Here is a 24,743-nt window from a genome sequence, read left to right on the forward strand (position 1 = left end):
GAATATCAACTATATCAGATTCATCGCAAATTAAAGAACAAAACAATAAAGAAATGAAAATTGGAATTAATGGATTTGGCCGGATTGGCCGTTTAGCTTTTAGAGCTGCAATTGAACGTGATGGTGTCGACGTAGTTGGCATCAACGACCTTGTTGAACCTGATTACATGGCTTACATGTTACGATATGATTCAACGCATGGGAGATTCAATGGCACTATTGAAGTTAAAGATGGAAACCTTGTAGTAAACGGCCAGACTATTCGGGTAACTGCAGAAAAAGATCCCGCAAACTTAAAATGGGATGAAGTTGGTGCCGAAGTGATTATTGAATCCACCGGTCTGTTTTTAACGCAGGCTGATGCACAGAAACATATTGACGCGGGGGCTAAGAAAGTAGTTCTGTCTGCTCCTGCTAAAGATGATACACCAACGTTCGTAATGGGTGTTAATCACAAAGATCTTAAAGCAAGCCAAAATATAGTATCAAATGCATCATGTACCACAAATTGTCTGGCGCCGCTTGCAAAAGTATTGCATGATAATTTTGGTATTCTTGAGGGATTAATGACAACCGTTCACGCAGTTACTGCAACACAGAAAACTGTTGACGGACCATCAGCTAAAGACTGGAGAGGAGGAAGAGGTGCCTACCAGAACATTATTCCTTCTTCAACTGGTGCAGCTAAAGCGGTGACTCTTGTTATCCCAGACCTAAAAGGTAAATTAACTGGTATGTCCTTCCGTGTGCCTACCGCAGACGTGTCGGTGGTAGATTTAACAGTACGTCTTGAAAAGGGCGCTACTTACGATCAGATTAAAAAAGTAATGAAAGATGCGTCTGAAGGCGAACTTAAAGGAATTCTTGGCTATACTGAAGATGACGTTGTCTCTACTGATTTCCTTGGAGATCCACGTACTTCTATCTTTGACGCAAAAGCTGGAATTGCTTTAAATGATAACTTCGTAAAAGTTGTTTCATGGTATGATAACGAATGGGGATATTCAAACAAATTGATTGATTTGGTTCAGCTTGTTGGGAATGTGAAGTAAGATTAAAATTAATAGAAGTAGAATTCATAGGATTTCAAGCATTCATAGTATGCTAGGCTAATCATAGCCCCTCTCTATTGATAGAGAGGGGCTATTTGCATGTATCATGAGCCAACAATCAAGATTTCACCTAGCAGATTGTAATAGTCGAAGCGAAGTACCACAAAGAAAATCAAGTTCTTGCGAATAGCTTGTATATTGGATTTCTAACAATCAACGATCTTGTTAATTCGCCTAAGTCTTGATACTTAATAATTGATTCTCACAAATGAACAAAATCTCCTGGGGTATAATCGGCTGCGGCGATGTCACTGAAGTCAAAAGCGGTCCGGCATTTAATTTGGTTTCTGATTCTGAATTGATTGCTGTAATGAGGCGCGATGAGAAAAAAGCCAGGGATTATGCAAAAAGACACAGCATTAAAAAATGGTATTCTGATGCCGGTGATCTGATCAATGATAATGAAGTCAACGCAATTTACATAGCTACTCCTCCAGCCTATCATGAAGCATACGCTTTGCAGGCCTTAAAAGCTGGCAAAGCAGTATATGTAGAAAAACCTATGGCTTTGAATTCTTTTGAGGCTGAACGAATGACCAAAGCGGCTGAAAAAAGCTCATGCAAAATATGTGTTGCTCATTATAGGCGAGCACAGCCACGCTTTATAAAGATCTTAAATCTGATTAGGGGAAACGTCATAGGTGAAGTTATTTCGGTGGACTTACAATTTCACCAGCCATATCAACCCGGAACCGAAAATACCTGGCGTACCAATCCTGCTATTTCAGGAGGTGGACTTTTTCATGACCTGGCTCCGCACCAATTAGATTTGATGCTATTCTATTTTGGCAAACCAGTGAAAATCGACGGTAGGTCCTTCAATCGTGCGAATTTGTATAAAGCAGCTGATTTTGCGAGTGCTGAAGTATTGTTTCCCAACAATATCCAATTTGCCGGAACATGGAATTTTAATGCAAAAATTGAAGATGAAACTGATTTTTGTGAAATTAAAGGAACTCATGGAACTATTCGTTTTGCTGTTTTTGGCAACTTTTGCGAAATTATTATGAATGGCGAGACAAACCAATTGGAGTTTAATCACCTGCCTCATGTGCAACAGCCTATGATTGAACAGGTAGTAAAATATTTTCTCGCTCAGGGCTCAAATCCTTGCTCAGCGGAAGATGGGGTTGAAGTGATGAGGATGATCGATAAGATTAGCGGGTAGGATATACTAATTTTAGTACTAAACCTCCTAGTGGCGGCAAATTCATCAATCCCGACTGCTTTTTGCCATGCCAGAAGATATGTTCAGAAATAATAGTGGTGTGCTTAACTAATCCACTTCCGAAATACTCCGGATCATCCGAATTTAGGATAATTTGCCATTTGCCTTCTGCAGGGAGTCCGATTCGCCAGGAATTACGGGGAACAGGCGTTAGGTTTAGAATAATGACAAGATCGTTCTCCGGTTCGTTACCTTTCCTGGAATAAACAAGAACCGAGTTTTCCGCATCACCACCTTCTATCCATTCAAAACCAGCACTTTCGAAACTTTTTTCATAAAGTGCAGGCTCGGAAGTATATAAATTGTTCAGAGACTTAACCATTTGGTTAATTCCCTGATGCGGTGCATGTTCCAGCAAATGCCAGTCGAGTGAATGGTCAAAATCCCACTCCCTGCTCTGACCTATTTCGTTCCCCATGAAAAGACATTTTGTTCCCGGATGGGTGAACATATACATGTAAAGTAATCTCAGATTGGCAAATTTTTGCCATTCATCCCCAGGCATCCTGTTCAATAAAGAACCTTTGCCATGGACCACTTCATCATGAGAAAACGGCAGCATAAAGTTTTCCGTAAAAGCATACTCGGTACTAAACGTAATCCGGTTATGGTTGTATTTGCGATGTATCGAATCTTCTGAAAAGTACTCTAAGGTATCATTCATCCATCCCATCATCCACTTCATTCCGAACCCGAGCCCGCCGGCATAAGTAGGCTTGCTAACACCCGGGAATGCTGTCGATTCTTCAGCAATAGTCTGTACATCCGGAAAGTTGGAGTATACAGCTTCATTAAATTCTTTCAGGAAGCTGATAGCTTCCAGGTTTTCATTACCTCCGAACTCGTTGGGGATCCACTCGCCCTCTTCGCGGGAGTAATCCAGATATAACATTGATGCAACAGCGTCAACCCGCAGCCCATCCGCATGATAGCGATCAAGCCAAAAAATCGCATTGCTAATTAAAAAAGATTTGACTTCGTTACGGCCATAATTAAAGATATAGGACTTCCAATCGGGATGAAATCCTTTTTTCATATCCGCATGCTCGTATAAGTGTGTGCCATCAAAACGGTACAAACCATGCTCATCTCCCGGAAAATGAGAAGGAACCCAGTCGAGGATCAGGCCAATTCCGTTTTTATGGAGTTCGTCAATAAGGAACATGAAATCTTGTGGAGTTCCAAATCGGGATGTCGCAGCAAAATAGCCTGTGATCTGATATCCCCAGGAAGGATAAAATGGGTGTTCCATCATTGGGAGAAACTCCACATGGGTGAAACCCATTGCCTTAATATAAGGAATTAATTTCGCTGCCATCTGACGATAGCTTAAAAAGTCGTCAGGTGATTCTATATTTCTCGCCCATGAACCAAAATGCATCTCATAGACCGACATTGGCTTATTCAAAGCATTATTTCGATGTCTGGAATTCATCCATTCCTCGTCTCTCCATTCATACCAGGTATCCCATACTATTGAAGCAGTGGATGGGGGTTCTTCCCAACGCAAGGCAAACGGATCTGCTTTTTCAAGAGTTTCACCTGTATTAGAACTGATATAATATTTATAGACTTCGCCGGTTCCGATCCCCGGGATAAACAATTCCCATATTCCGGATCCATCCCATCTAACTTGCATAGGGTGCGATGATTTATTCCATCCATTGAAGTTCCCCTCGATAGTAACTAATTTGGCATTGGGTGCCCATAATGCAAAATATGTTCCGTCCAGGCCATCATGAGTTACCACATGCGAGCCAAATTTCTCATATAGTTTATAATGCCTGCCCGCCCGGAACAGACTGATATCAAAATCAGAGAATCGGGAATACCAACCCTCGGCCGATTCAGCCGGAATAGATATAGAGTGAGAAATAAACTTTACTTTTTTAGCCATAATGCTACATCACAGGTATATTCAATGTAAGAATTGAATATACCTGTTTATACTAAAGATCAGGCAAGAATCTCTATTCGTTTGAAATTCTTATTTGATTTTATCCTGACACGCCTAAGTTCATCAAAGTTGAGGTCTCCCGTGTATTCTCTGCCGTCAATTAACACTTTGGCAGGGGTAAACGGCAGACCAATTATCTTGAGGTCATATGTTTCGTAACGCGGAGTATAAAGGCCTTCAATTGATTGGGTTAGTGTCATCGAACTTGCATCACCTTTTACCACATACTTCTTTTCGAGATAGATATCTTGTTCGAAGGCAAAGGTATCGTCGTGATCTTCGAAGTAAAAAGAGTTTGCCTCGTAATCTGAATAATAAACCTGGAACATCAATTCGTCGATCTCAAACTCACCTACGTGTTGCATTAATGGAGATTCTGGAATAACAGCCCCGCCTTTTACAAAGATCGGCATTGAGTCAATTGGTGCATCTACAAAGTGTTCAATCCCGCCTTGCATCATTTCATGGGTCCAGTAATTATACCATATGCCGGCCGGGAGGTAAAGATTACGATGTCTTGCACCATGATCGGTAACTGGCGCTATTAATATTTTATCACCGAAAGTAAATACATCCTGAATGCCATGTGTTAGAACGTTTTCCTGCTCATGCATTACCAGCGGACGAAGGATTGGAAAGTTATGCTTATGGTGTTCCCAGAATACTGAGTAAATATAAGGCATCAATCGATATCTGAGGCCAATGAACTTCCTATTTATCTCTTCAAACTCTGGCCCGAAGCTCCAGGGCTCGCGTTCTGCTGTATCACCTGCAGAGTGAGCGCGCATAAAAGGGGAAAATACTCCCATTTGAATCCATCTTGTAAAAAGTTCTGCATCAGGCTCTCCGCTAAAACCGCCAATATCAGTTCCACAAAAAGATATGCCGGACATTGACAAGCGCTGCAACTGAACAATTCCGATTTTCAAGTGCTCCCAGGAGGCAATATTGTCTCCCGTCCAGACTGACGCATACCGCTGTACCCCTGAATAACCTGCTCTTGTTATCGTAAACGGTCTTTTATTCTTTTGCAATTTCTTTAGTCCCTCATAGGTTGCACGCACCATCTGCATCCCATACACATTATGAGCTTTCCGGTGTGAACCATGAAAGCCATCATAATTATGTCGTACATCATGCGGAAACGTTCCCGCTCCAAAAACAGCGGGCTCGTTCATATCATTCCAGACACCTGCCACACCTGCATCAACTAGTTCTTTAAAAAGGCTTCCCCACCACGTTCGAACTTTAGGGTTCGTGAAGTCGGGAAATTGACAACGTCCAGGCCAAACGTGACCTTCCATAAAATAATCATCACATCGCCTGCAGAAGTAATTATTTTGTTTACCCTCTTTAAAAACACTGTAATTTTCGTCTACGCGGATACCCGGGTCAATGATTACAACGGTTTTAAAACCATCATCGGCAAGTTCCTTAATCATCTTCTGAGGATCAGGAAAATATTTTCTGTTCCATGTAAAACACCGATATCCATCCATGTAGTCAATATCCAGGTGGATGGCGTCACACGGAATTTTTCGCTCACGGAAATTACGGGCAATGTCCCTAACCTTCTTTTCAGGGAAATAACTCCAGCGGCATTGATGGAACCCGAGAGCCCATTTTGGGGGCATCTGGTGAGTACCCGTAAGTGTATGATAACGCTTTACAACATCCATTATATGAGGGCCGTGGATGTAATAATATTGCAATTCGCCTCCATCAGCCCAGAAACTTATTTTATCACTTTCTTCCTGAGCAAAATCAAACTGACTTTTAAACGTATTATCGAAGAAAATCCCGTAGCTCACTCCATCTTTAATCCCCATATAAAACGGGATAGTACGGTAAAGGGGCTGCTGCCCTTTCCCAAAGGAGTAGGCATCAGTATTCCAGTTTACAAACCTGCTTCCACGAAGATTAAGATCACTTGACTTATCGCCAAGGCCATAGAAAGCTTCGCCGGGATAGCATTTCTTAGTTGCGTACACATAATATCCACCAAAGTCGGTATTCTCTTCCCAATGCATGGGTTCCAAATCTTCGTTCGTAACTTTACCCAGGATGTCTTCAAAAGATATTTTAAAATCCCTTTTGCGGATAACGCAGGCCACTGAATTTGTTTCTACTCTGTATGTATCAGCTTCGTCTTCTAGTTTGAAGACGGTTACCCTATGCTCAATTGAGTCGACTGCATATGAGAATTCCTCTAGAAAAACACCTTGAGGAGCCAGACGTATTCTGATAATCTGATCACTTATAACCTTTACTTCGACCTTAGAGTTTCCATCGCAAAAGTAAAAATTATTGCCATCCTGGGTGTATTCAGTAACTGCAGTAAGGTATTTCTTAACAATTGGCTCAAGCCCCACTACCGGATTATTAACATGCTGCATATCACTTTCCAAATCATTGATATCCAATTCCGTTATACCCAGATCTTTACTTAATTCCATCTTTTAATTTTAATTTTTAAATCAGACCTCAGAATTTATTAAAAAAGCTGAAAGCTAACCTTATGTCTTTATGACAGATTATTTAACGGCAAATTAACAGTTTAGCCAGATACTATGAAATAAATGTCTGATTTAATATTAAATAGCAAGTCCCGATCCAAATGAATGGATCGGGACTTGCTATTTTCTTTTGCAATCAATTACAACCGACCTTATCGGGCACTATTGGTTAAACGTAAACCCTACATAGTACATCCCCCCCATGAGCGGGTTACCATAAGATGTAGTGTAATATTTATTTAAAAGATCAGATGCTCCAAGCTTAATTACTGATTTTACACTCGGGATTTTAAGATTTACCTGTGCATCTACGGTACCAAATGCCGGAACATCGCCTGATGCAAAAGAGGAATTCCAGTAGAACGAATCTTGCCAGCGGTACGAAACGTTAAATCCAACATTTTTAACAACTTCCCGGTTATTAAGACCAAGGTTATAACGTAGTGTTGGTGTATTGAAATCGTTGATATAAGTGACAGGTATATCACCCAGTTTATTATAGGAAAGGTTTCCGCTAAGGTTAAATGTTCCAATCATATAATCTATTCCAAGTGCACTTCCATATGCGTTGACTTCGCCTGCTGCATTTACCGGAACACCAAACCTGGTAAAAACGTTAGACACGTTTTGATAAACATCCACCGCAGTGATGAAATCTTTATATTGATTGTAGTACCCGTAAGCATCTATCAAGACCTTCGGACCTAACAATCCCCTATAACCCAGCTCATAAGCCCTGACACTCTCAGGTCTGACACCTTTAGAATCGAAAGTATATGCTTTTAATAAGGCAGGGTTGGGTGTACCTGCAGAAGCAGAGGCAAGAAATGCCCTATAACTTACATCGGTAAAAGGCTTATTTGTGAAAAGGTTATACTTGGAGATGCTTGCAGGTAAACCACCAATCAGGCGGGTAGCTCCACCAAGTACAGAAAGATCGATGTATTGGTTCTGCGTAGTAGGATTCCGATAACCAGTTTGGTACGACAAACGAATATTATTGTTCGGTGCGACGGTTAATACCCCGGTAACCCTCGGAGTAAAACGGCCTTCGAAATTCATGCTTTTGTCGTATCGCCCGGCAATTGTCAATTTGAAAATATCACTAAATTTCTTACCTGCCTGAATGAAACCCCCATATTCGTTAATATCTATCTCACGGTTAAGATCATCGAATATAGTACCAGCGGAATTCAGGTCGTAAATCCGGTATGATCCTCCAACCTGGAGCTCAACTTTATCCTTAAGGATGTTGGAGAAATTATACATCCCCTCATAATGCCATAAGTTAGATTTATCGTCAAATTTCGCTCCTGCTCCGGAACTAATAGTTGAATTCATGATTTTTTCTTTCGCGGCATTAAACCTGGCAGATCCTGCAGGAAAACGACCCACATCCGCAACTGAACGTGCCAGGCCATGAGCCTGAGCATCAGGCGCCCCAGCGGCGCGGGCGCCCACGTAGTTACCCACATATTGACCAAACCAGGTTGAATTACCTTTTGAAATTTCATTAATATATACGCCGAGGATAGACGAGATATAAGAATCTCCGGAACGCTCCTGAGTGGTGTAACCGCGAAGCATAAAGTCCTGGCCTTTTAGCTCCAGCTTATATTGTCCAATACTGAAATTCCTTAATGAATAACGGTCCGATCCAGTGTAAACAGAAGTACCAGACCCCCAGTTAACCTGACCAATCGCTTCAATAGTATTACTTAATTTATAATGTAGTGAGCTAGATGTTTTAAATGATCTGGCGTCGTAGTCGACAAGATCCTTTTCAAGGTAACCAGTTCTTGACACTGATTGATCCGGAATTAATCCTGCACGCAGACCTATATTGAATGGAATCGCATTTTGTATTGAAGGTCTAAGAGCTGCGGGGAACACTCCTAAGAATGCTCCAATTTGAGCAGGTGTGGCTGTCACAGGCAGCGATGCTGTGATTATGGCATTAATATTTGGAATTAGGCCGCCGGAAGCTGCTGCTATTCCAGCGCTGGTAGCGGAAAGTACGGCATTTGCAACGTTCCGCATATTTACACTCACCTCATCACCGTAAACATTAATTCCATCATAGTTCGGATCTGTAGTTCTGTCACCGTTCTTCTGACTACGTGAATTACGGTCAAAATTGGTATAGTTGGTAGCCTGCCAATCATCTGCAGTTAGTAAAGAAACTGTTGATTTAACAGCAAATTTATTCCATGCCTTGGCAAATCTAACACCTGCTTCCTGGAAGGGGCGAGCAGCCTGGTTCGGATCGTTGACGTGGTTTATCCCTGTTTTCAGCTGGAAGCTGACGCCTTGGGAAGTGTAAGGACTTTTAGAAGTTAAGAGCATAGTACCATTAATTCCACCAGCACCGTACAGTGCAGATGATGCACCAGGCAGTAGCTCAACATTATCGAGATCCAGCTCACTCATACCTATGATGTTACCTACCGAGAAATTCAATCCCGGTGCCTGATTATCCATTCCATCTACATATTGATTAAAACGGGTGTTTCCATTGGCATTGAAACCTCTAGTATTCACAGATTTGAAAGTTATACTCTGAGCGCTTGATTCCACACCTTTCAAATTAACCAGGGCATCATAAAAAGATGGAGATGCTGTTTCTTTAATAGCTGTCTGACCAAGTCTCTCGATAGAAACCGGGGATTCAAGTATCCGCTCTGGGGTACGTGATGCTGCTACAACAACTTCTTGTCCCATGATTGCCTGAGCCTCCATGGAAATCAACAAGGCTGTATTGGCACCACTAACTATCTGTTCAACAGTCTTATACCCGATATAACTAACTATTAAAGTGAAAGGCGTGCTAGCCGAGGTGAGCAAAGTAAATTGGCCATTTTCATTAGTAGACGTACTATTGGTTGTGCCTTTGATTGTTACTGTTACCCCGGGGAGCGTCTCACGTGTGAGATTATCTGTAACTGTGCCCGAAATGGTCCTGTTTTGCGCAAAGACCATGTTTGTACTCGCTAGAAATACAATCGATAGGATAGCTAAACGTGTAAAAATTCTGTTCATAATTCTCAGGTTAATTTGGTAATTTCGATTTTAATCATAAACATAAGTAGAATATTTTAATTCTAACAAGAACTATCAATTAATTTTTTTATGCTTGCATAGTAATAAAACCATTTTTAGCACCCATCAATGAAGAATTTAGACCAGCAACGGCTGAAAAGTTCTGGCTTATACAATCCTGCAATCTGGTCACTCTATAATCCATCTGCTTTAGCCCTTTCAATGGCAAGATTTCCGATTTTCCGGCCAGCGATCAAACCCTGCTCACAATCCGAACGGTAATGAATACCCCCATACATCCTGGAATTAGACGCTTCTAAAGCCATTGCATCAAATTCCGCACTTTTACCCGGTAAAATATATCCCAGAACAGTTGCTGCGGCGCCACTGAAGGTGGAGTGGCCCGATATGTAGGCAGGGAAATTAGGAACTCCAGTCAAAGTTTTAATTGCTGGGTTTATCTGAGACGGACGAGGATTGAAATAAAAAAATTTAGTATTCCAGCAAACAATAGCTGCATCCATCATAGCTGCATTAAGTAAAGCATAATTCCGTGCCCACCGGACTTCACTCATCTGACCCTTCACGAATTCTTGCGTACCAATTGCATTCCAATGGCCCGGTGGAGTATATGTACCAACACCATCGGCCCAAAAATTCACAATACGCATATTTTCTTTAGTAGGATTACGGGTAAATCTTAATATTTCCTCAGTCTCCTGGCGCATCTTTTCGCTGTTAACTGAAGGGGGAGGCATTGCCCTTAGCGTTGACATTGAAGTTGTATTAAAAAGAATAGGTTTTACATTTCCAAAAAGACAAAGCATTGGAGGCCTTGCTGGTGTTTCAAGTGATAGCCATGGGCTCTCGCCTCTTACCAGACAATCTGCTTCAAGCTGTTTCCAAATCGCCGCATTTCCTCCAGCTGCGCCCATCCCATCAGTCTTTGCCAGCTGCACAACCTTACGAGCCACCCAACGGCCCAGGGAATCCCCCGCTATGATGTCGCTTCTTACATTTGCACCACTCCATAACCTGTAATTCTTTTCTTCTTCTGCTTTTTGGGTAACATAGGCAATATCGGCAGGGAATAATAATTTCATCAGCTCAAAAGTTGCTCCTGATATCACTGCGTCTTCGGATGGATATGAGGGAAGATCACTTTTAGGAATGGAAACTTGTATAGCCGCATCGATTTTATAGGGAGCAGGTCTGTTGTACTGAGCTTTAAATTTCCATGCCATAATCAGAGCATCGTATTGGGCTATGCTTAGATAGGCATATGCGCGCGCAGCGTACGGAGGGTTAGAAAAAGGAAATAGCGGATAAGAAAACGGATTTGAAGCGCTCGGCACCGGATAGGTTCCATCTTCTTTTTGATACGGGGGCAAATTATGCTTGGCCACAAGTTCACGCATTATTTCATTCCATCTTAAAACGCTTCCGACTTTCCAGTAGTTAATAATTTTCTTCTGCTGATCTGTCAGATTAGATCCTAAGATTTTTAATTCCTTCAATTCATTCTGATAGGCCGCAGAATTTACATCATCCGGCGCAGGAACAGGATAATCTGTCGATGCGCCTGCGAAAAACGGTTTCCAACTGCCTGCGTTTAAATCTAATTTAACTGGCTGCAAAGCTTGGTAATTGGAATCAACTTCAACAATATCTTTGTTGCATGATATAATACCTAAACTCAATAAGAATATACCATAAAAAACATGTGTAATAGTCTGTTTCATGATTGTTTATTTTAAGGAAGTTTTCGATTTAAAATTTACTGTATAAAGAATGCCTGCACTATATCCAGTTGCTTGTCCAACATTTCGGCCCTTTAAAGTCTGCCAGACATTAGCATTTATACCTAAGGTTTGACTGAATGGATAGTATTTGGCTTCCAGACCTGCATTGGTACTATTCATTTTATTACTCACAAAAGGCATATCATTTTTACGGATGTCAAAACCCCCGAAAGTGGTCATATTACTCAGAGAAGCTTCTGCAACTAATTTTTTACTCCTATATCCGGTTCTCAATTGAAAATTTCCCGCATTTGGCATTTCAACTTCATACGTATTAATCTGTCTGGTTGTATAATATGCAGGCCGGTCTATTTCAACATTGCCTCTATACATATAACCGGCAGATAGGGTTGAAAAAAAATGATTTCTCTGAATATCTAATATCAGTCTTGCACTTAAAACAGAGCTGCCTAAACCAATAGACATTGGCATAAAGTCAATGTTATAATTATCTGAGGGGGCAGAAAAACCCCCTACACCAAATAGTGAGATATCTTGATTGCCCAGTTTCTTCTGAATTGGGCGCCACTTAATAAATAGTCCAATATCCTGTGTGCCATTGAGCCCGCTTAAAGTACCTTGTGTCGCTTTGGTCGAGACATAAGGTACCGAAGCCATTACATTTATATTCTTTTTTAATCCATAACTAAGCATTAGCATACCGTAACGAGTTGAGAGGCGCCCGATATTTTCATTAACTCTTTTAAATTTCCCTTCCCAATAATTTGTCCAACTGTTGTATCCAGCAATGCCAGCCACGCATAAGTTTCGCTCCGGCATCATCAGTGCGTCTTGTTCTGTTTGCGCATTAGAAATCAGAGGGATGGTTGAGAAGATCAATAAGATCATTCTCAAAATAGATCTTCTGTATAAATTTTTCATTATTAATTACGTTTAAGGTTAAAAAAAACATATTGAAGTGTTTTGATAACTGATCAAATAATAAATTCTAATTTTTTTTTACTTCAGTCCGCTCAGAATAATATCAGCAACCTGCTCACACTGGTCTGTACCTATCAAACGGTAATTAGCAAATGAATTCCGCCGTAAACTCTTGACATACCCGCTTCCGGGAACAGACTTATAGTCGGATTTAGAACAGGGTGTAAATAAAATAAATACACCTGCAATCCTAATGAGATAGCGGTTCATGAAAAATGAAACGTAGAGTAAACAATAAGAAAGCTTTAGCTAGGCTGAAGGCAGCATGTAAATGGGAGGCCTCTCTAATTGTGCTTGGTAAGAAGATGTTTTTAAAACCTGAATTAAGGAGAAACACCCAAATGTTTTTAACGGATAGAATGCGACCATAGAAACTTCACACTTCTGGTAGAAGTCCTCCTTGGCATGTTTTATCTCCTGTTTTTTTGAATTATCAGTAGTCAGGTCATTTACCTTTCTAAAATATTCATTGCTATTATTTTCGATAACAGATTTTTCCTGATATTTAACGCAAAGCAGTATTAAGGTATCGCGAAGTACTTTTCGCTTTACATATTTGTACGTCGTATTATTATAGGTCATTTCCCCCTCGACTGATTCATAATCTTTCCAATCTGTGTGGTAGGGCAACCTTATGGGAATCTTAACAGTAAAAAGGCTTCCATCTGATTCATGAAGGACATCGATCTTCGCCTGTATACGGGAATCAGCTTCAGTTAACTGGTAATAGAAAAATAGTTTATACCCTATTATATTAAACAGGAAAAAACTCAATAACAATATAGATATCGCCTTTTTCAATTATTTTACAATATACGTTTTTTTCTCAATACCTACACCCGTTATGGTCAGTAATTTCCAGGCAGAAGGAAGCTTACTTTTAATCTGAGTAATTCCCTCTGGAGTAATATCAAGGCCGCCAAAACCCATCAGCAAACTTTGGATTATACCGCCCGCTCCGGTAGCAAAGTATGGATTAGTTCCGCCCTTTGTTTCTGCGATAACTCTGAATGGAGGGTTTAAATTCGGTTCATATGCGTCTTTGAAAAAATGATACGCTTTTTCACCTTCCCCCAGCCTTGCATATAATAAAGTGAAAATTGCCTGGGTCATGGCAGGAGTTCCTTCATCCGGAACTCTCGTTTCATAATATTCCAGATCTTTTCTTATCTGCAATGGATCTGTAATCACCTTCAAAGGATAAGGCAATAAATTAACGTCAGCCTGTTTGATCCCTTCCCCTTTGTAGGAAGCATGCTCTTTTGTAACGCCGTTGTCCATTTTCAATATTGGAATATTCTGCGCCACCACCATCCAGTCAGCATCGGCTTTCAGGCCAAGAATCTTTGCAGCCGCTGTGGCATTTTGAAGATTGACTTTGGCTGCAGCATTTGTAAAGGCGTTATTATCCACATTTTCTGCCCACTCATCTGCAGCAACTACATTATTAATATCATATTTTCCCTTCCCGTTTCGCTCCACCCTGCTTGCCCAAAAATCAGCGGTAGCCGAAAGTATGGGCCAGCCTTTTTCACGAAGCCAATCCTTATCCTGAGTAACACAATAATAATTCCATGCTGCAAGGGCGACACAGCCTGTAATATGATGCTCAAAAGGTCCACTTAATGCCCAAACCGGGGTCTCTTCTACACCAGTATCAGCGCTTTCCCAGGGAAACATGGCTCCTTTATAACCATGCGCAAAAGCATTTCGTTTAGCAGCATTAAGCCGTTGATAACGATATTCAACAAGTGAGTGTGCAATTTCCGGCTGAAGAACAAGCAATGCAGGAAACATCCAGACTTCAGTATCCCAGAAAACATGCCCATTATAGCCTAATCCTGAAAGACCCATTGGTGAGGGAGACAAACTGGTACCAGCCCTTGAGAAAGAATACAGATGGTACAACATACTATGAACATCCTGCTGAGCCTGCGGGTCTCCATCGATCAGGATATCGCTTTTCCAAAGTTCGTCCCATGCCTGATTATGGAATTTTACTAAACGTTCACGCCCCTGCAGCTTTGCGAAGATGGTTAAACGTTCAGCCTCATTCAGCGGATCATCATGGTGAGCCGAAGTGATTGAAGAACCAGCAATAGAAAACTGATAAGACTGTCCTGCCTTCACAACTTTTGAGAACTTCATCAAGTGCATATTATTATCCCACATTTCATGGATCACGCGGGGTTCTGATCCATGCACTTCATTAAATAAAAACGTGGTAGATGCACACAGCTGTAGTTTACCTGTAGGACTTTTTGCTGTGGACGTTAATAGCCCTAAAGCAACATGAGGACGATCTATTTCATTGTAGTAATTCTGAACATCTTTTAAAGCATCAGGGGCCTCCATAACACTCGAGGGTAATATACTAATATCCTTTTTTGCAGTTACAGTTATGTCCATTAGAACGGTAAAAGGAAGCTGCCTTAAAGAATAATATGTGTATTTAATCGTAGCCTTGTCGGCATAGTCGAAAGTAGTAGTAAATGAAGCATGCTTCATATCCAATTCCTGCTGAAAATTGGAAATTGATCTGGCCTCAAGTCGCTTTCCATCAATATCAAAATTCATGTTCAGAAGATTAAAGCTGTTCAGAAAATTGCTTACCCTGCCTCTGCCATATAAATCATATGCTCCTGCCAGAACAACATTTTTAACTTTGAAGGGTTCAGGAGCAGAAACTATACCGATCATGCCGTTTGCTACAGTGATACCGAAATAATTAGCAGGATCGATCTTCGAAGCAGTTACTTTCCATTCATCAATCCTATTCTGTGAAAAAACATTATTGCACACCGATAGACTGATTAACAGGATGAATAATTTTATGATTTTCATTTGGTTGCTTTTACTATTTAAACTACATATACCTTTTATGTCAATTGCTTTTATGGGAAACGCGCTCATTACGAGTTTTGATGATACTGGTCACCAGTTTGCCAACCTGTTTACCTTCTACACTTCCGTTCATAATCGCTGGCATGAAGTGTATACCGCCATATAAACGGCTGATTGCTGCCTCATCTGCGGCATGCTGAAAAGATTTAAAATTACGGCTTGGTAAGCCGTACTTAGTTTCGGTAGAATCTGTGAAAGCGAAAGAATCCCCGTAAAGGGAAGTTAAGGTAACAGCTGCAGAATTAGAAACTACACTATGGCCACTTGGATATTCGGGAAAAGGGGGTGTTTGAAGCAGGGGTTGCCAATTCTGATCAATATCTATGTTAATTACGGTTTCGGGACGAACTACAGCGCTGCGATATTTTTCATCCCAGCAACTGATGAAACCATCCGCCAGTGAAATTGATACTAGTGCATAGGTTTCGGCCGTTTTCATTAAATCTGCTTTTGCTTTTTTAGATGCAGCACCTGCTATATTCATCCAGTGCCCCCCAGGGCTGATTTTTTTTGAGGCATACATAACATGTCCTGTTTGGTGCATTACAAAAGGGTTGCAATCCCAAAAACTGGCGATTGCTTTTTGCTCTTCTGTTAGGTTTTTTGTGGCTTCATACACTTCCATAACCTCTTTATAAAATTTACTGCCTTTTTCCATACTATAGCTGGTAGCAACCGGCGGCTTAAACTGGCTGCAGGAATCTAATACAAAAGGACGTATTTTGTACCAGTTTGGTTCAACGGCATCCATGTAAGCCGGAGGGGTGGGCTTCCATTTCGCTGGATCATTTGTTACGGTATAACGGAACCCGCGTGTTTCTTTGTAGCCATCTCTACCTGACCACTCCAATATTTTAATGGCCACAGCAGCACCATATTGCATCGATCGTTCATAAACGTCATCAGAAATGCCCATATCTTTATATTGCTGATATATTTCCGGCTCAAACTCATCAATCATATTTCCTGAAAATGTAAGCGTCCGGCCAACTTTAAGAAAGGCATGCACACTGGCCAGCGGAAAACAATACTCCTGTCCGCTTTCAGGTTTGGGCAAGCTGTCTAATCCGTTTAACTGCCCACTTAAAGAGCGGTAATAGGGATAAAGCGGCAACAGTGCCTCATAAGCAGCTATGCTGGAATATGCATAGATGCGACTGGCTACCGGCGGAGAAAAAATATCATGCACCATTACGTCAGTCAGCTTTCCCATAGCATTATGGATAAATACCGTGTTAAGCAATTCCTCTTTTTCAACCTGCTTTTGGCATCCTGAAGCTGTTATTACAACTATTATCAGGATTACTTTATATAGAGATTTAAACTTCATTTTTTGTTAATAAGGAAGGAAAACGTCTTTAAGTATAGACGGTGTTTTCCGTATAATTTTTATGTTTCAATTTCAATATACTATTACATAACCTTAGTATTATGTAATTTACGATTTTGATAAAAATTATTAAAATTTAAAAAATGCCTGAATATAAATACAGATTGATGAATTATTTACCCGAGAGCATATTCAATCTTTTAAATACTTGCAAGGGCGCATTATTGGTAGCCACCAGGAAAATTTCTCCTCCGGCAGTTTTTAAAGATTTTATGTCCCTTACTTCACCGTTTAATAAAAATCCGGAAACAGTGGGCAAAACAGGTTTAAATGTGCCTTTACCATTTCCTTTCAACATTAAACCATAACTTGCATCATACCGGCCCTGGTAAGTGCTTACCCCATAAAAATTACCTCCCAGCATTATATCTGTATGGCCATCCCCGTCTGCATCGTTTGTTAAAAATGAAAAGATTTTAGATACCTGCGCTTCTTTTGGTAGGTTTTTAATTGCAAATTGCTTATTGCCTTTATTTTCTAAATAAACCGAAGCAAACTTATTCACTTCTAATATCCGGGCATCTTCCAGCTCTTTTGCGCTGAATAACTGATCAATGGTTTTGCCTGCAAACTGTTGATAATTGGTAAACTTTTTATTCAAAAACGGCATCTGTTTACCCAGTTCATCTTTTGAAGCTACTGGATACCATTCATCACCCTTTTTATAAGAGAGAATATGATCCAAAGTTCCATTTCCGTCGATATCCTTGACAAACATTTTTAAACCGGGATTATTCCCTTTTATAAATTTAGTATTGGTGCCTAGATTGCCCACAATGAGATCTATATCGCCATCCCGATCAAAGTCTTCGGCTTTAATTGTTTGCCAAAATCCTTTGGCGGCGCCCAATACATTAGAAGATTTGTTTTCTGATAATTTATTATTGTTATTCTCAAATATCCTTACTGGCATCCAGTCACCAGCAACGATCAGATCAGGATCGCCATCATTATCATAATCTGCCCAAACCGCATCGGTCACCATTCCGCATTTTCTTAGTGAAGGTGCAAGCTTGGCGGTAGCATCTTTGAAATTACCCTTTCCATCATTAATCAGCAGGTAGGAATTGGGGTTGATACCATATTGAAACCCTATAACTCTCCCACCAACAAACAAATCTAAGTCTCCGTCTTTATCAAAATCTGCGGCTCTTACACAGCTTTTATTATCATACATAGCAGGTAACCACTTGCTTTTTATAAAATTACCTTTACCATCATTTATATATAAACGATCAAATTGCTCTGGCATTTTACCGTAAAATTCGTTCCCGCCCGAAACCACATAGAGGTCCGGATCCTTATCATTATCAGCATCAAAAAAGATTGCATCAACATCTTCATAAGTAGAATCAGCCTGAAAAATTTCTTGGTTGGACGAAACAAACTTACCCCCCTTTTTCTGGATAAAAAGCTTCCCTGCCTGCCACTTTGCTCCACCTATATAAAAATCGTCAAGCCCATCACCGTTTACATCGCCTACTGCGATTTTTGGCCCTTCTGTAGAAACCTGGAAAGGAATGAGGCTTTCCCGATAAAAATCCAGGTAGTTATTTTCCTGATGCTTGTAATCAATGCCTGCAGTAGATGATATGTCTGTTAATAATGGCGCAGATTTAGGAAATATTTTCTGAAGTACGGCTTCAGTGCTTAAGTTGGCATCACTTTGTTTAAGAGTAAGCGTGTTATTGGCTTTTATATTCGTTCTTATCTCAGCCTTTCCATCAGGCCAGATAACAAAAAGAGAATCAATCTCTAATTCATTACCTAATCCAAATAAAAGTTTTGGTTCAACCGATGACATAAAACCACGGGTGGAAGTCAACTGCTGTACCTGCAGCCCGCCCGATTGATTTTTGATAAACACTTTAGCCCCAATACCGAAAGAATTAAATTTTTCTCCTTTTAAGGCTATTTTGAGATGATTATTTTCAAAAAGCTTATCAGTATTGTTATGATAAATTTTAGCTGTTTCATTAATATTGTTTGTTACCAGGTCGAGATCGCCATCATTATCTAAATCTACATAAACTGCACCGTTCGCTATTGTTTCCTCACCAAAGCCCCATGCCTGTGATTTATCAATAAATCGCAAATTTTGTGTTCCCTTGAAAAGATAGTTATGCACTTTGCCCTCAGGCATCATTTGTATAGCTTTCTGATCTAAGGATTTGGAGATATTAGGTGAGTAATACATTGAATCCTGTGTAGCAAACTTTATATAATCCAGGTTATTGGGTCTTTTGACTATCCCGTTAGAAATAAAAATATCTTTAATCCCATCATTATCATAATCGGCAAGTAGGGTTGACCAACTCCAGTCTGTTGCAGCTACGCCCGCCATTAAGCCTATGTCAGAAAATTTCTGCCCGGATATGTTTAACTGTAAACAATTGCGGCTGTATTGGTTGAAATAACCAAACTGGAGTTTAAATAAAAAAATGTCGAAAGAATCCTCGCCCATAGAAGATTTCTCAATAGTTTCATCTTCTGGGTACATATCGAGGGTCATGATATCCAAATAACCATCATTATTCATGTCGGCGGCATCACATCCCATGGAAAAACGGCTGATGTGCCGAAAATGATCTTTAACACTTTCTGAAAAGGTGCCGTCCCTGTTATTTAAATAATAATAATCGTCTTCATGAAAATCATTGGCTACATAAATATCATCCCATCCGTCATTGTTAAAGTCGGAAATAACCAGCCCCAAACCGTATCCCATAGCTGCCCCATAAATCCCAGCCCGATCGCTAACATCTTTAAATTTAACAACAGCCGCTGATTTGAGTTTCTCCTTTTGCTGGCTCAACTGGTTTTCAAACAAGTAATCGCCTGCTTCATTATTTCTCAAATTACGTGCACTCACCCGGTTGTAACTGCGGGAAGTATGTACGGCATGATTCAACAAATACATATCCAGGTCGCCGTCTTTGTCATAATCAAAAAAAGCAGCCTGGGTAGAAAACCCTGTAAAATCTAGTCCGTATTCAGCTGCACTTTCGGTAAAGGTAACTTTCCCATCAGCACCCACACCATTATTTATGTACAGCTCATTAGCGCCCTCCAGCCCTTTAAAATTACCTACGGCGCACACATAGATATCCAACCAACCGTCACCATTTACATCGGCCATAGTCACGCCGGTTTGCCAGTCAGCGAAACCCTCTACACCTGCATCTGAAGAAATATCTTTAAATTTGAAATTGTTGAGGTTTTGATAGAGTTTATTCTTACCTTGGTTAGAAACAAAATATAAATCGGGCAATCCATCGTTATTTAGATCCCCTGTAGCTACACCGCCCCCATTATAATAATACAGATAGCTAACAATATTAAAATCATCTTCTTCTTTTAGGTTATTACTAAAACTTATCTGGCTTTGGGATGAGTCTACAATACTGAAAAGAGGTTTTTCTGATGAACCCGACTGTTTTTTCCTGCATGATGTTGCGCTTATAATGAACATTGCCATTATCAACCATACGCAACTATCAAAATTCGATCTTATAATGTACTTTATGTTCAAGGTATATTTAATAGCAGTAATTTATTGTCTTCCAAAAATTATTTAGCAGGTTTTTGTCTAATACCTAAAACCTGGAGCTTGTCGTTGTTCTTGGCAAGTATGACTATTTCCTTTCCTCCTGGATTTTTAATGATCCCTGATTTACGTACCTGGCCTTTTACAAGAAATCCGGATTCAGCGGGCAATAAAACTTCAAATTTCAGGCCCTTCTTTCCCTTTAAAACTAAACCATGATTGGCATCAAATCTGCCGATTTCAGGCAAAACATCAAAAAAATTGCCGGTCAGTATTAAGTCTTTAATCCCATCATTATTAAAATCTGTAATTTCTATGGCATGTATAACGGAAAATTGAGCCCTCAGGGGCAATGCTTCCAAAGCAAATTTCAGCTTACCCCGATTAATCAATAGTGAGGAGTTGGGGTTGCTGACTTTTTTAGACACAGCGCCCTGCAATTCCTCTTTAGAAAAAATCTCTTCAACTGTTTTCCCTGCATAGTCAGCATACTTAATGAATTTCTTCTTGATGGCAGGAACCTGCTTTTGTAAATCACTTTTTAAAACCATCGGGTAACTTTTGCCGTTTTCTGTATAGCATGAAATGATCTGTTCGATAGTCCCGTTCTTATCGAAATCTGCAACAATTAATTCTGCCGGTTTTGCTACACTGGCTGTTATGCGTGAATTTGTCCCCTGATTACCTAATATAAAATCCAAATCGCCATCGCCATCCAGGTCTGCAGATTTAATGCTGTTCCACCAGCCTTCAGAATTTGGCATCTCAGTATTTTCAAATTTTCGGCCCTTATTGTTTTTAAAAATTGTAACTGGCATCCAGTCTCCAACAACAATTAACTCCGGGTATTTATCGCCGTCTAAGTCAGCCCACTCAGCATCTGTAATCATGCCTATTTCATTTTTGGGCAGATATCGCTTTGTGTAATTTTTGAAATTTCCGGTTCCATTGTTTATTAATAAATAACTTGGCGGATCCAGTCCATAGCTGCCAGAAACCATTCTGTTTCCAACAAAAATGTCAAGATTGCCATCAAGATCGAAATCTGCCACCGCTACACAAGCGCCGTTATCGGTCAGGTTTGGCAGCCGGCGGGTATCTTTTTTAAAATTTCCCTTTCCATCATTGATATACAACCTATCGAGAAGCTCTGGAGCGCCTGGCAAAAACTCGTTACTGCCTGTCACTACAAAAAGGTCAAGGTCGTTATCATTATCAGCATCAAAAAAAACCGCATCCACATCCTCTGATGCTATATCCTCCGTAAAACTTGCCGAATGATCAGAAAAAGTACCATCTTTATTCTGAATAAATAACCGCTTAGAATTGCCGGCCGCACCGCCGATATATACATCATCAAGTCCATCGCCGTTTACATCCCCAATTGTCAGAGCTGGCCCTTGTGTAGAAAACATCTGTTTTAAAAGGGCATCTCTGTTATAATCCACAAACTGGTTTTCCTGATGAGTATAATTTAGTTTTACTGTTTCAGTAACATTATAAAAGGGTTTAAAAACTATATTTTCTTTTATTTCAAATTCTTTATCAGCTTGCTTATGATCTAGTGTTAATTGACTATTTGACTTTATGTTTTGCAGGACTTGCATTTTATCATCCGGCCATATTACTTCTACAGAATCAATCTTCTCCTCTTTACCTAATCCAAACACCAGAGTTAAATCTACCGAAGATTGAAAACCTCTATTAGGCATTTGCTGTAGTAATAGAGTCTTATTATTTTGATGCACATATATTTTTGCACCTATTCCATTTGGGTTTTTCTCTGCACCTTTAAGTTTTACCCGCAGGTAATGCTGCTTTAAATCTTCAGTTGCTTTATTTTTAAATATTGAGGCAGGGGCATTTACATTATTTATTACGAGATCCAGGTCGCCGTCATTATCTAAATCCCCATAAGCAGCGCCATTGGAAAAGCCCGGTTCATTTAAACCCCATTCTTTTGCATTGTTAACGAATTTTAAATTGCCAGTATTTTTGAAAGCGTAATTCGGGATTGGGGTTGAAGACATTTTAGATATCAATTGTTTATTATAATCATATCCACCGCCATTGATAGCTCCACGCATTGCTTCTTCACTCCCTAAGAAATTTACAAAATCCTGATCTGTTAAATCGTTATAAATACCGTTTGCAACGAAAATGTCTTTTAAACCATCATTGTCCATATCAAAAAGAAGTGCGCCCCAACTCCAGTCTGTTGCATGCACGCCTGCCAGACGGGCTACTTCACTAAATGTTTGATCGCCGTTGTTTAAATGCAGCATATTCTGCATATACTGAAAACCAAAGTCTCTCGAAAACTTTAAATGCTGTAATTCATAGCTTTCATATTGAGAAGTTGTTTTTAACCTGATGTCATCGCCGGGCAGCATATCAGTTACAAAAATATCGAGGTTTCCATCATTGTTGATATCGGCAATATCGGCGCCCATAGATGAAAGGCTTTGGTGTTCCATCCATTCTTTACCCGCCTCAGCGAAAGTTCCGTTCTTATTATTTATATAGAGGTAATCCCTTTCATAAAAGTCATTGGAAATAAAAATATCAGGCCAGTTATCATTGTTCACATCACCTATTGTTATGCCCAGGCCAAATCCAATTAAGCTGCCGTAAATACCAGCCTGTTCACTTACATCTGTAAATTTTCCATTGTCATTGCGAAGCAGCTTATCGCCTCCTAATTTATCCCTTTCATTCCTGATATTAGTATACCCAAGTCGGCTTACCGGGTAAGAACTGTTATTAAGCAGATATACATCCAGATCTCCGTCTTTATCAAAATCAAAAAAAGCAGCATGTGTTGAATACCCTTCATCATCTAAGAAGTATTCAGCCGCTTGTTCCTTAAAAACAGGTACGCCGTTTTGTGTTTTTCCACTATTTATGAAAAGTTCATTTTTCCGGTTATCCCCTGTAACTTCACCTGAGTTACAAACGTAAATATCCAGATAACCATCCGCATTTACATCGGCCATGGTAACGCCGGTACTCCACGCCTGATTACCTTCAACCCCGGCCTGTTCGGTAATATCCTCAAAAACAAAGCTTCCTTTATTTAAGTATAGGTGGTTCTTACCAGTGTTTGACGTTAAATATAAATCCGGCAAGCTATCGTTATTTACATCGCCAATAGCGACACCGCCGCCATTATAAAAATTACGGTAACTAAAAATGTTCATTTCCGGTGTGCTTTCAACCGTATTGATAAAATGAACATTGGATTTTTCAGGGCTAATTCTCTCAAATAAGGCCTGTTGTAGTGAAGCTTTTTTATTACAAGAAAAAAGGGTAAAAAGGATAAGCAGTAATATTAGAATCTTCTTTCTGCGTGTCATTCCATACTCCAAAATCTGCACTATCGAGAAAAGGTTGATTAATAGTAAAAAAGCAAGCTAAAATAACTTGCTTTTTTACTGAAACTTTATAATTGACGTCTTTAATACCCTGGATTTTGTTTCAGATTAGGATTATTAGATAACTGTTGTGCAGGTACTGGAAATAATGAACGATGTGCCTGACTATTCGTTTTAAACTCCCATGCACTACTCCATTTACCAAAACGAATCAAGTCACTTCTACGCCATCCTTCCCAGGCAAATTCACGCCCACGTTCTGCAAGCAATATATCAAGCGTAACGGAAGGCAATGCTGCAACTTTGGCACGTTCTCTTACCCTGTTAACAAGAGTTAAGGCTTCTCCTGTGTTCCCCAAACGTAATGACGCTTCGGCTTTCATTAAAAGCACGTCCGCAAAACGAAACAGGGCGAAGTCATTATCCTGATCAAACCGGTTATTGTTGGTTTGAACCTCATATTTTACGTTACGTACACCTTCATTGGCAAAAGCTTTCTCTAATGAAGAAATTTTTGGTGTAAATATCAATTCCTTGTTTACATTATCTACCGCATCAGTGAACCGGATTACATTACCCGCTTTATCTTTCTGAGGGCCTTCCAGCCAAATGGCTTTCCTTGTATCCCCATCAGAAAATGAATTATAAAATTCTGCACGAGTTGCAAATCCATTCCAAGGATTTCCTGGTAATCCGTAGACGCCACCCTGAGCATAATGCAATGTCCTCATTTGCCAGTTCATACCGCCAGCTAAAACTTTGTCATATGGAACGGCCAGAATATTTTCACTGTACGTATTCGAATTGCTTCCGTTATTTACAGCAAAGTTGTCTAGATAGTTAGGAGTCAACGCGTAACCTGCCGGAGAACTGATCACTGCGTTGGTTGCGGCTAACGCTTCCTGCCATCTCGGTGTTCCGGTATAAACCTG

13 protein-coding genes are annotated in these 24,743 nt (G+C 40.1%); 2 read left to right on the forward strand and 11 right to left on the reverse strand.

All coding sequences use genetic code 11. The features are described 5' to 3' along the window. The first annotated feature begins 53 nt into the window (after window positions 1-53). Both gap and ACLL8Z_RS09300 read left to right on the forward strand, forming a co-directional pair. A complete protein-coding gene (gap, locus tag ACLL8Z_RS09295; protein ID WP_411274502.1) occupies window positions 54-1,052 on the forward strand; it encodes a type I glyceraldehyde-3-phosphate dehydrogenase in 999 nt (332 codons plus the stop codon). A 268-nt stretch (window positions 1,053-1,320) separates the two neighbouring features. Next, window positions 1,321-2,280 carry a Gfo/Idh/MocA family protein gene (locus tag ACLL8Z_RS09300; RefSeq protein WP_411274503.1) on the forward strand — a complete coding sequence of 320 codons (960 nt, stop codon included), beginning with the start codon at window positions 1,321-1,323 and terminating at the stop codon, window positions 2,278-2,280. Here the strand turns inward: ACLL8Z_RS09300 and glgB are convergent. The 11 genes from glgB to ACLL8Z_RS09355 form a co-directional block, all read right to left on the reverse strand. Further along, window positions 2,270-4,237, reverse strand: a complete 1,968-nt coding sequence (gene glgB, locus ACLL8Z_RS09305) for a 1,4-alpha-glucan branching protein GlgB (RefSeq protein ID WP_411274504.1) — start codon at window positions 4,235-4,237, stop codon at window positions 2,270-2,272. The two genes, ACLL8Z_RS09300 and glgB, sit on opposite strands and share 11 nt — an antisense overlap. Before the next feature lie 59 nt (window positions 4,238-4,296). Further along, window positions 4,297-6,753: a glycoside hydrolase family 31 protein gene (locus ACLL8Z_RS09310; RefSeq protein ID WP_411274505.1), complete on the reverse strand. Its 2,457-nt coding sequence runs from the start codon at window positions 6,751-6,753 to the stop codon at window positions 4,297-4,299. A gap of 222 nt (window positions 6,754-6,975) precedes the next feature. Then, window positions 6,976-9,852, reverse strand: a complete 2,877-nt coding sequence (locus ACLL8Z_RS09315) for a TonB-dependent receptor domain-containing protein (RefSeq protein ID WP_411274506.1) — start codon at window positions 9,850-9,852, stop codon at window positions 6,976-6,978. A 194-nt stretch (window positions 9,853-10,046) separates the two neighbouring features. After that, the gene (locus ACLL8Z_RS09320; RefSeq protein ID WP_411274507.1) at window positions 10,047-11,594 is read right to left on the reverse strand and encodes a phosphatase PAP2 family protein; all 1,548 of its coding nucleotides are present in this window, start codon (window positions 11,592-11,594) and stop codon (window positions 10,047-10,049) included. A gap of 6 nt (window positions 11,595-11,600) precedes the next feature. After that, window positions 11,601-12,536 carry a hypothetical protein gene (locus tag ACLL8Z_RS09325; protein WP_411274508.1) on the reverse strand — a complete coding sequence of 312 codons (936 nt, stop codon included), beginning with the start codon at window positions 12,534-12,536 and terminating at the stop codon, window positions 11,601-11,603. A gap of 309 nt (window positions 12,537-12,845) precedes the next feature. After that, a complete protein-coding gene (locus ACLL8Z_RS09330) occupies window positions 12,846-13,397 on the reverse strand; it encodes a hypothetical protein (protein WP_411274509.1) in 552 nt (183 codons plus the stop codon). After that, window positions 13,398-15,440: a glycoside hydrolase family 65 protein gene (locus ACLL8Z_RS09335; protein WP_411274510.1), complete on the reverse strand. Its 2,043-nt coding sequence runs from the start codon at window positions 15,438-15,440 to the stop codon at window positions 13,398-13,400. Window positions 15,441-15,480: 40 nt separating this feature from the next. Continuing rightward, window positions 15,481-16,830: a vanadium-dependent haloperoxidase gene (locus tag ACLL8Z_RS09340; RefSeq protein ID WP_411274511.1), complete on the reverse strand. Its 1,350-nt coding sequence runs from the start codon at window positions 16,828-16,830 to the stop codon at window positions 15,481-15,483. Window positions 16,831-17,002: 172 nt separating this feature from the next. Continuing rightward, window positions 17,003-20,368 carry a VCBS repeat-containing protein gene (locus ACLL8Z_RS09345; protein ID WP_411274512.1) on the reverse strand — a complete coding sequence of 1,122 codons (3,366 nt, stop codon included), beginning with the start codon at window positions 20,366-20,368 and terminating at the stop codon, window positions 17,003-17,005. A gap of 92 nt (window positions 20,369-20,460) precedes the next feature. After that, window positions 20,461-23,793, reverse strand: coding sequence for a VCBS repeat-containing protein (locus tag ACLL8Z_RS09350; protein ID WP_411274513.1), 3,333 nt, complete (start codon window positions 23,791-23,793; stop codon window positions 20,461-20,463). 101 nt (window positions 23,794-23,894) lie between these two features. After that, a partial coding sequence (locus ACLL8Z_RS09355; RefSeq protein WP_411274514.1) for a RagB/SusD family nutrient uptake outer membrane protein occupies window positions 23,895-24,743 on the reverse strand: 849 nt, incomplete at its 5' end.

This window comes from Daejeonella sp. (assembly GCF_046590655.1).
In the GTDB taxonomy this organism is placed as follows: domain Bacteria; phylum Bacteroidota; class Bacteroidia; order Sphingobacteriales; family Sphingobacteriaceae; genus Daejeonella.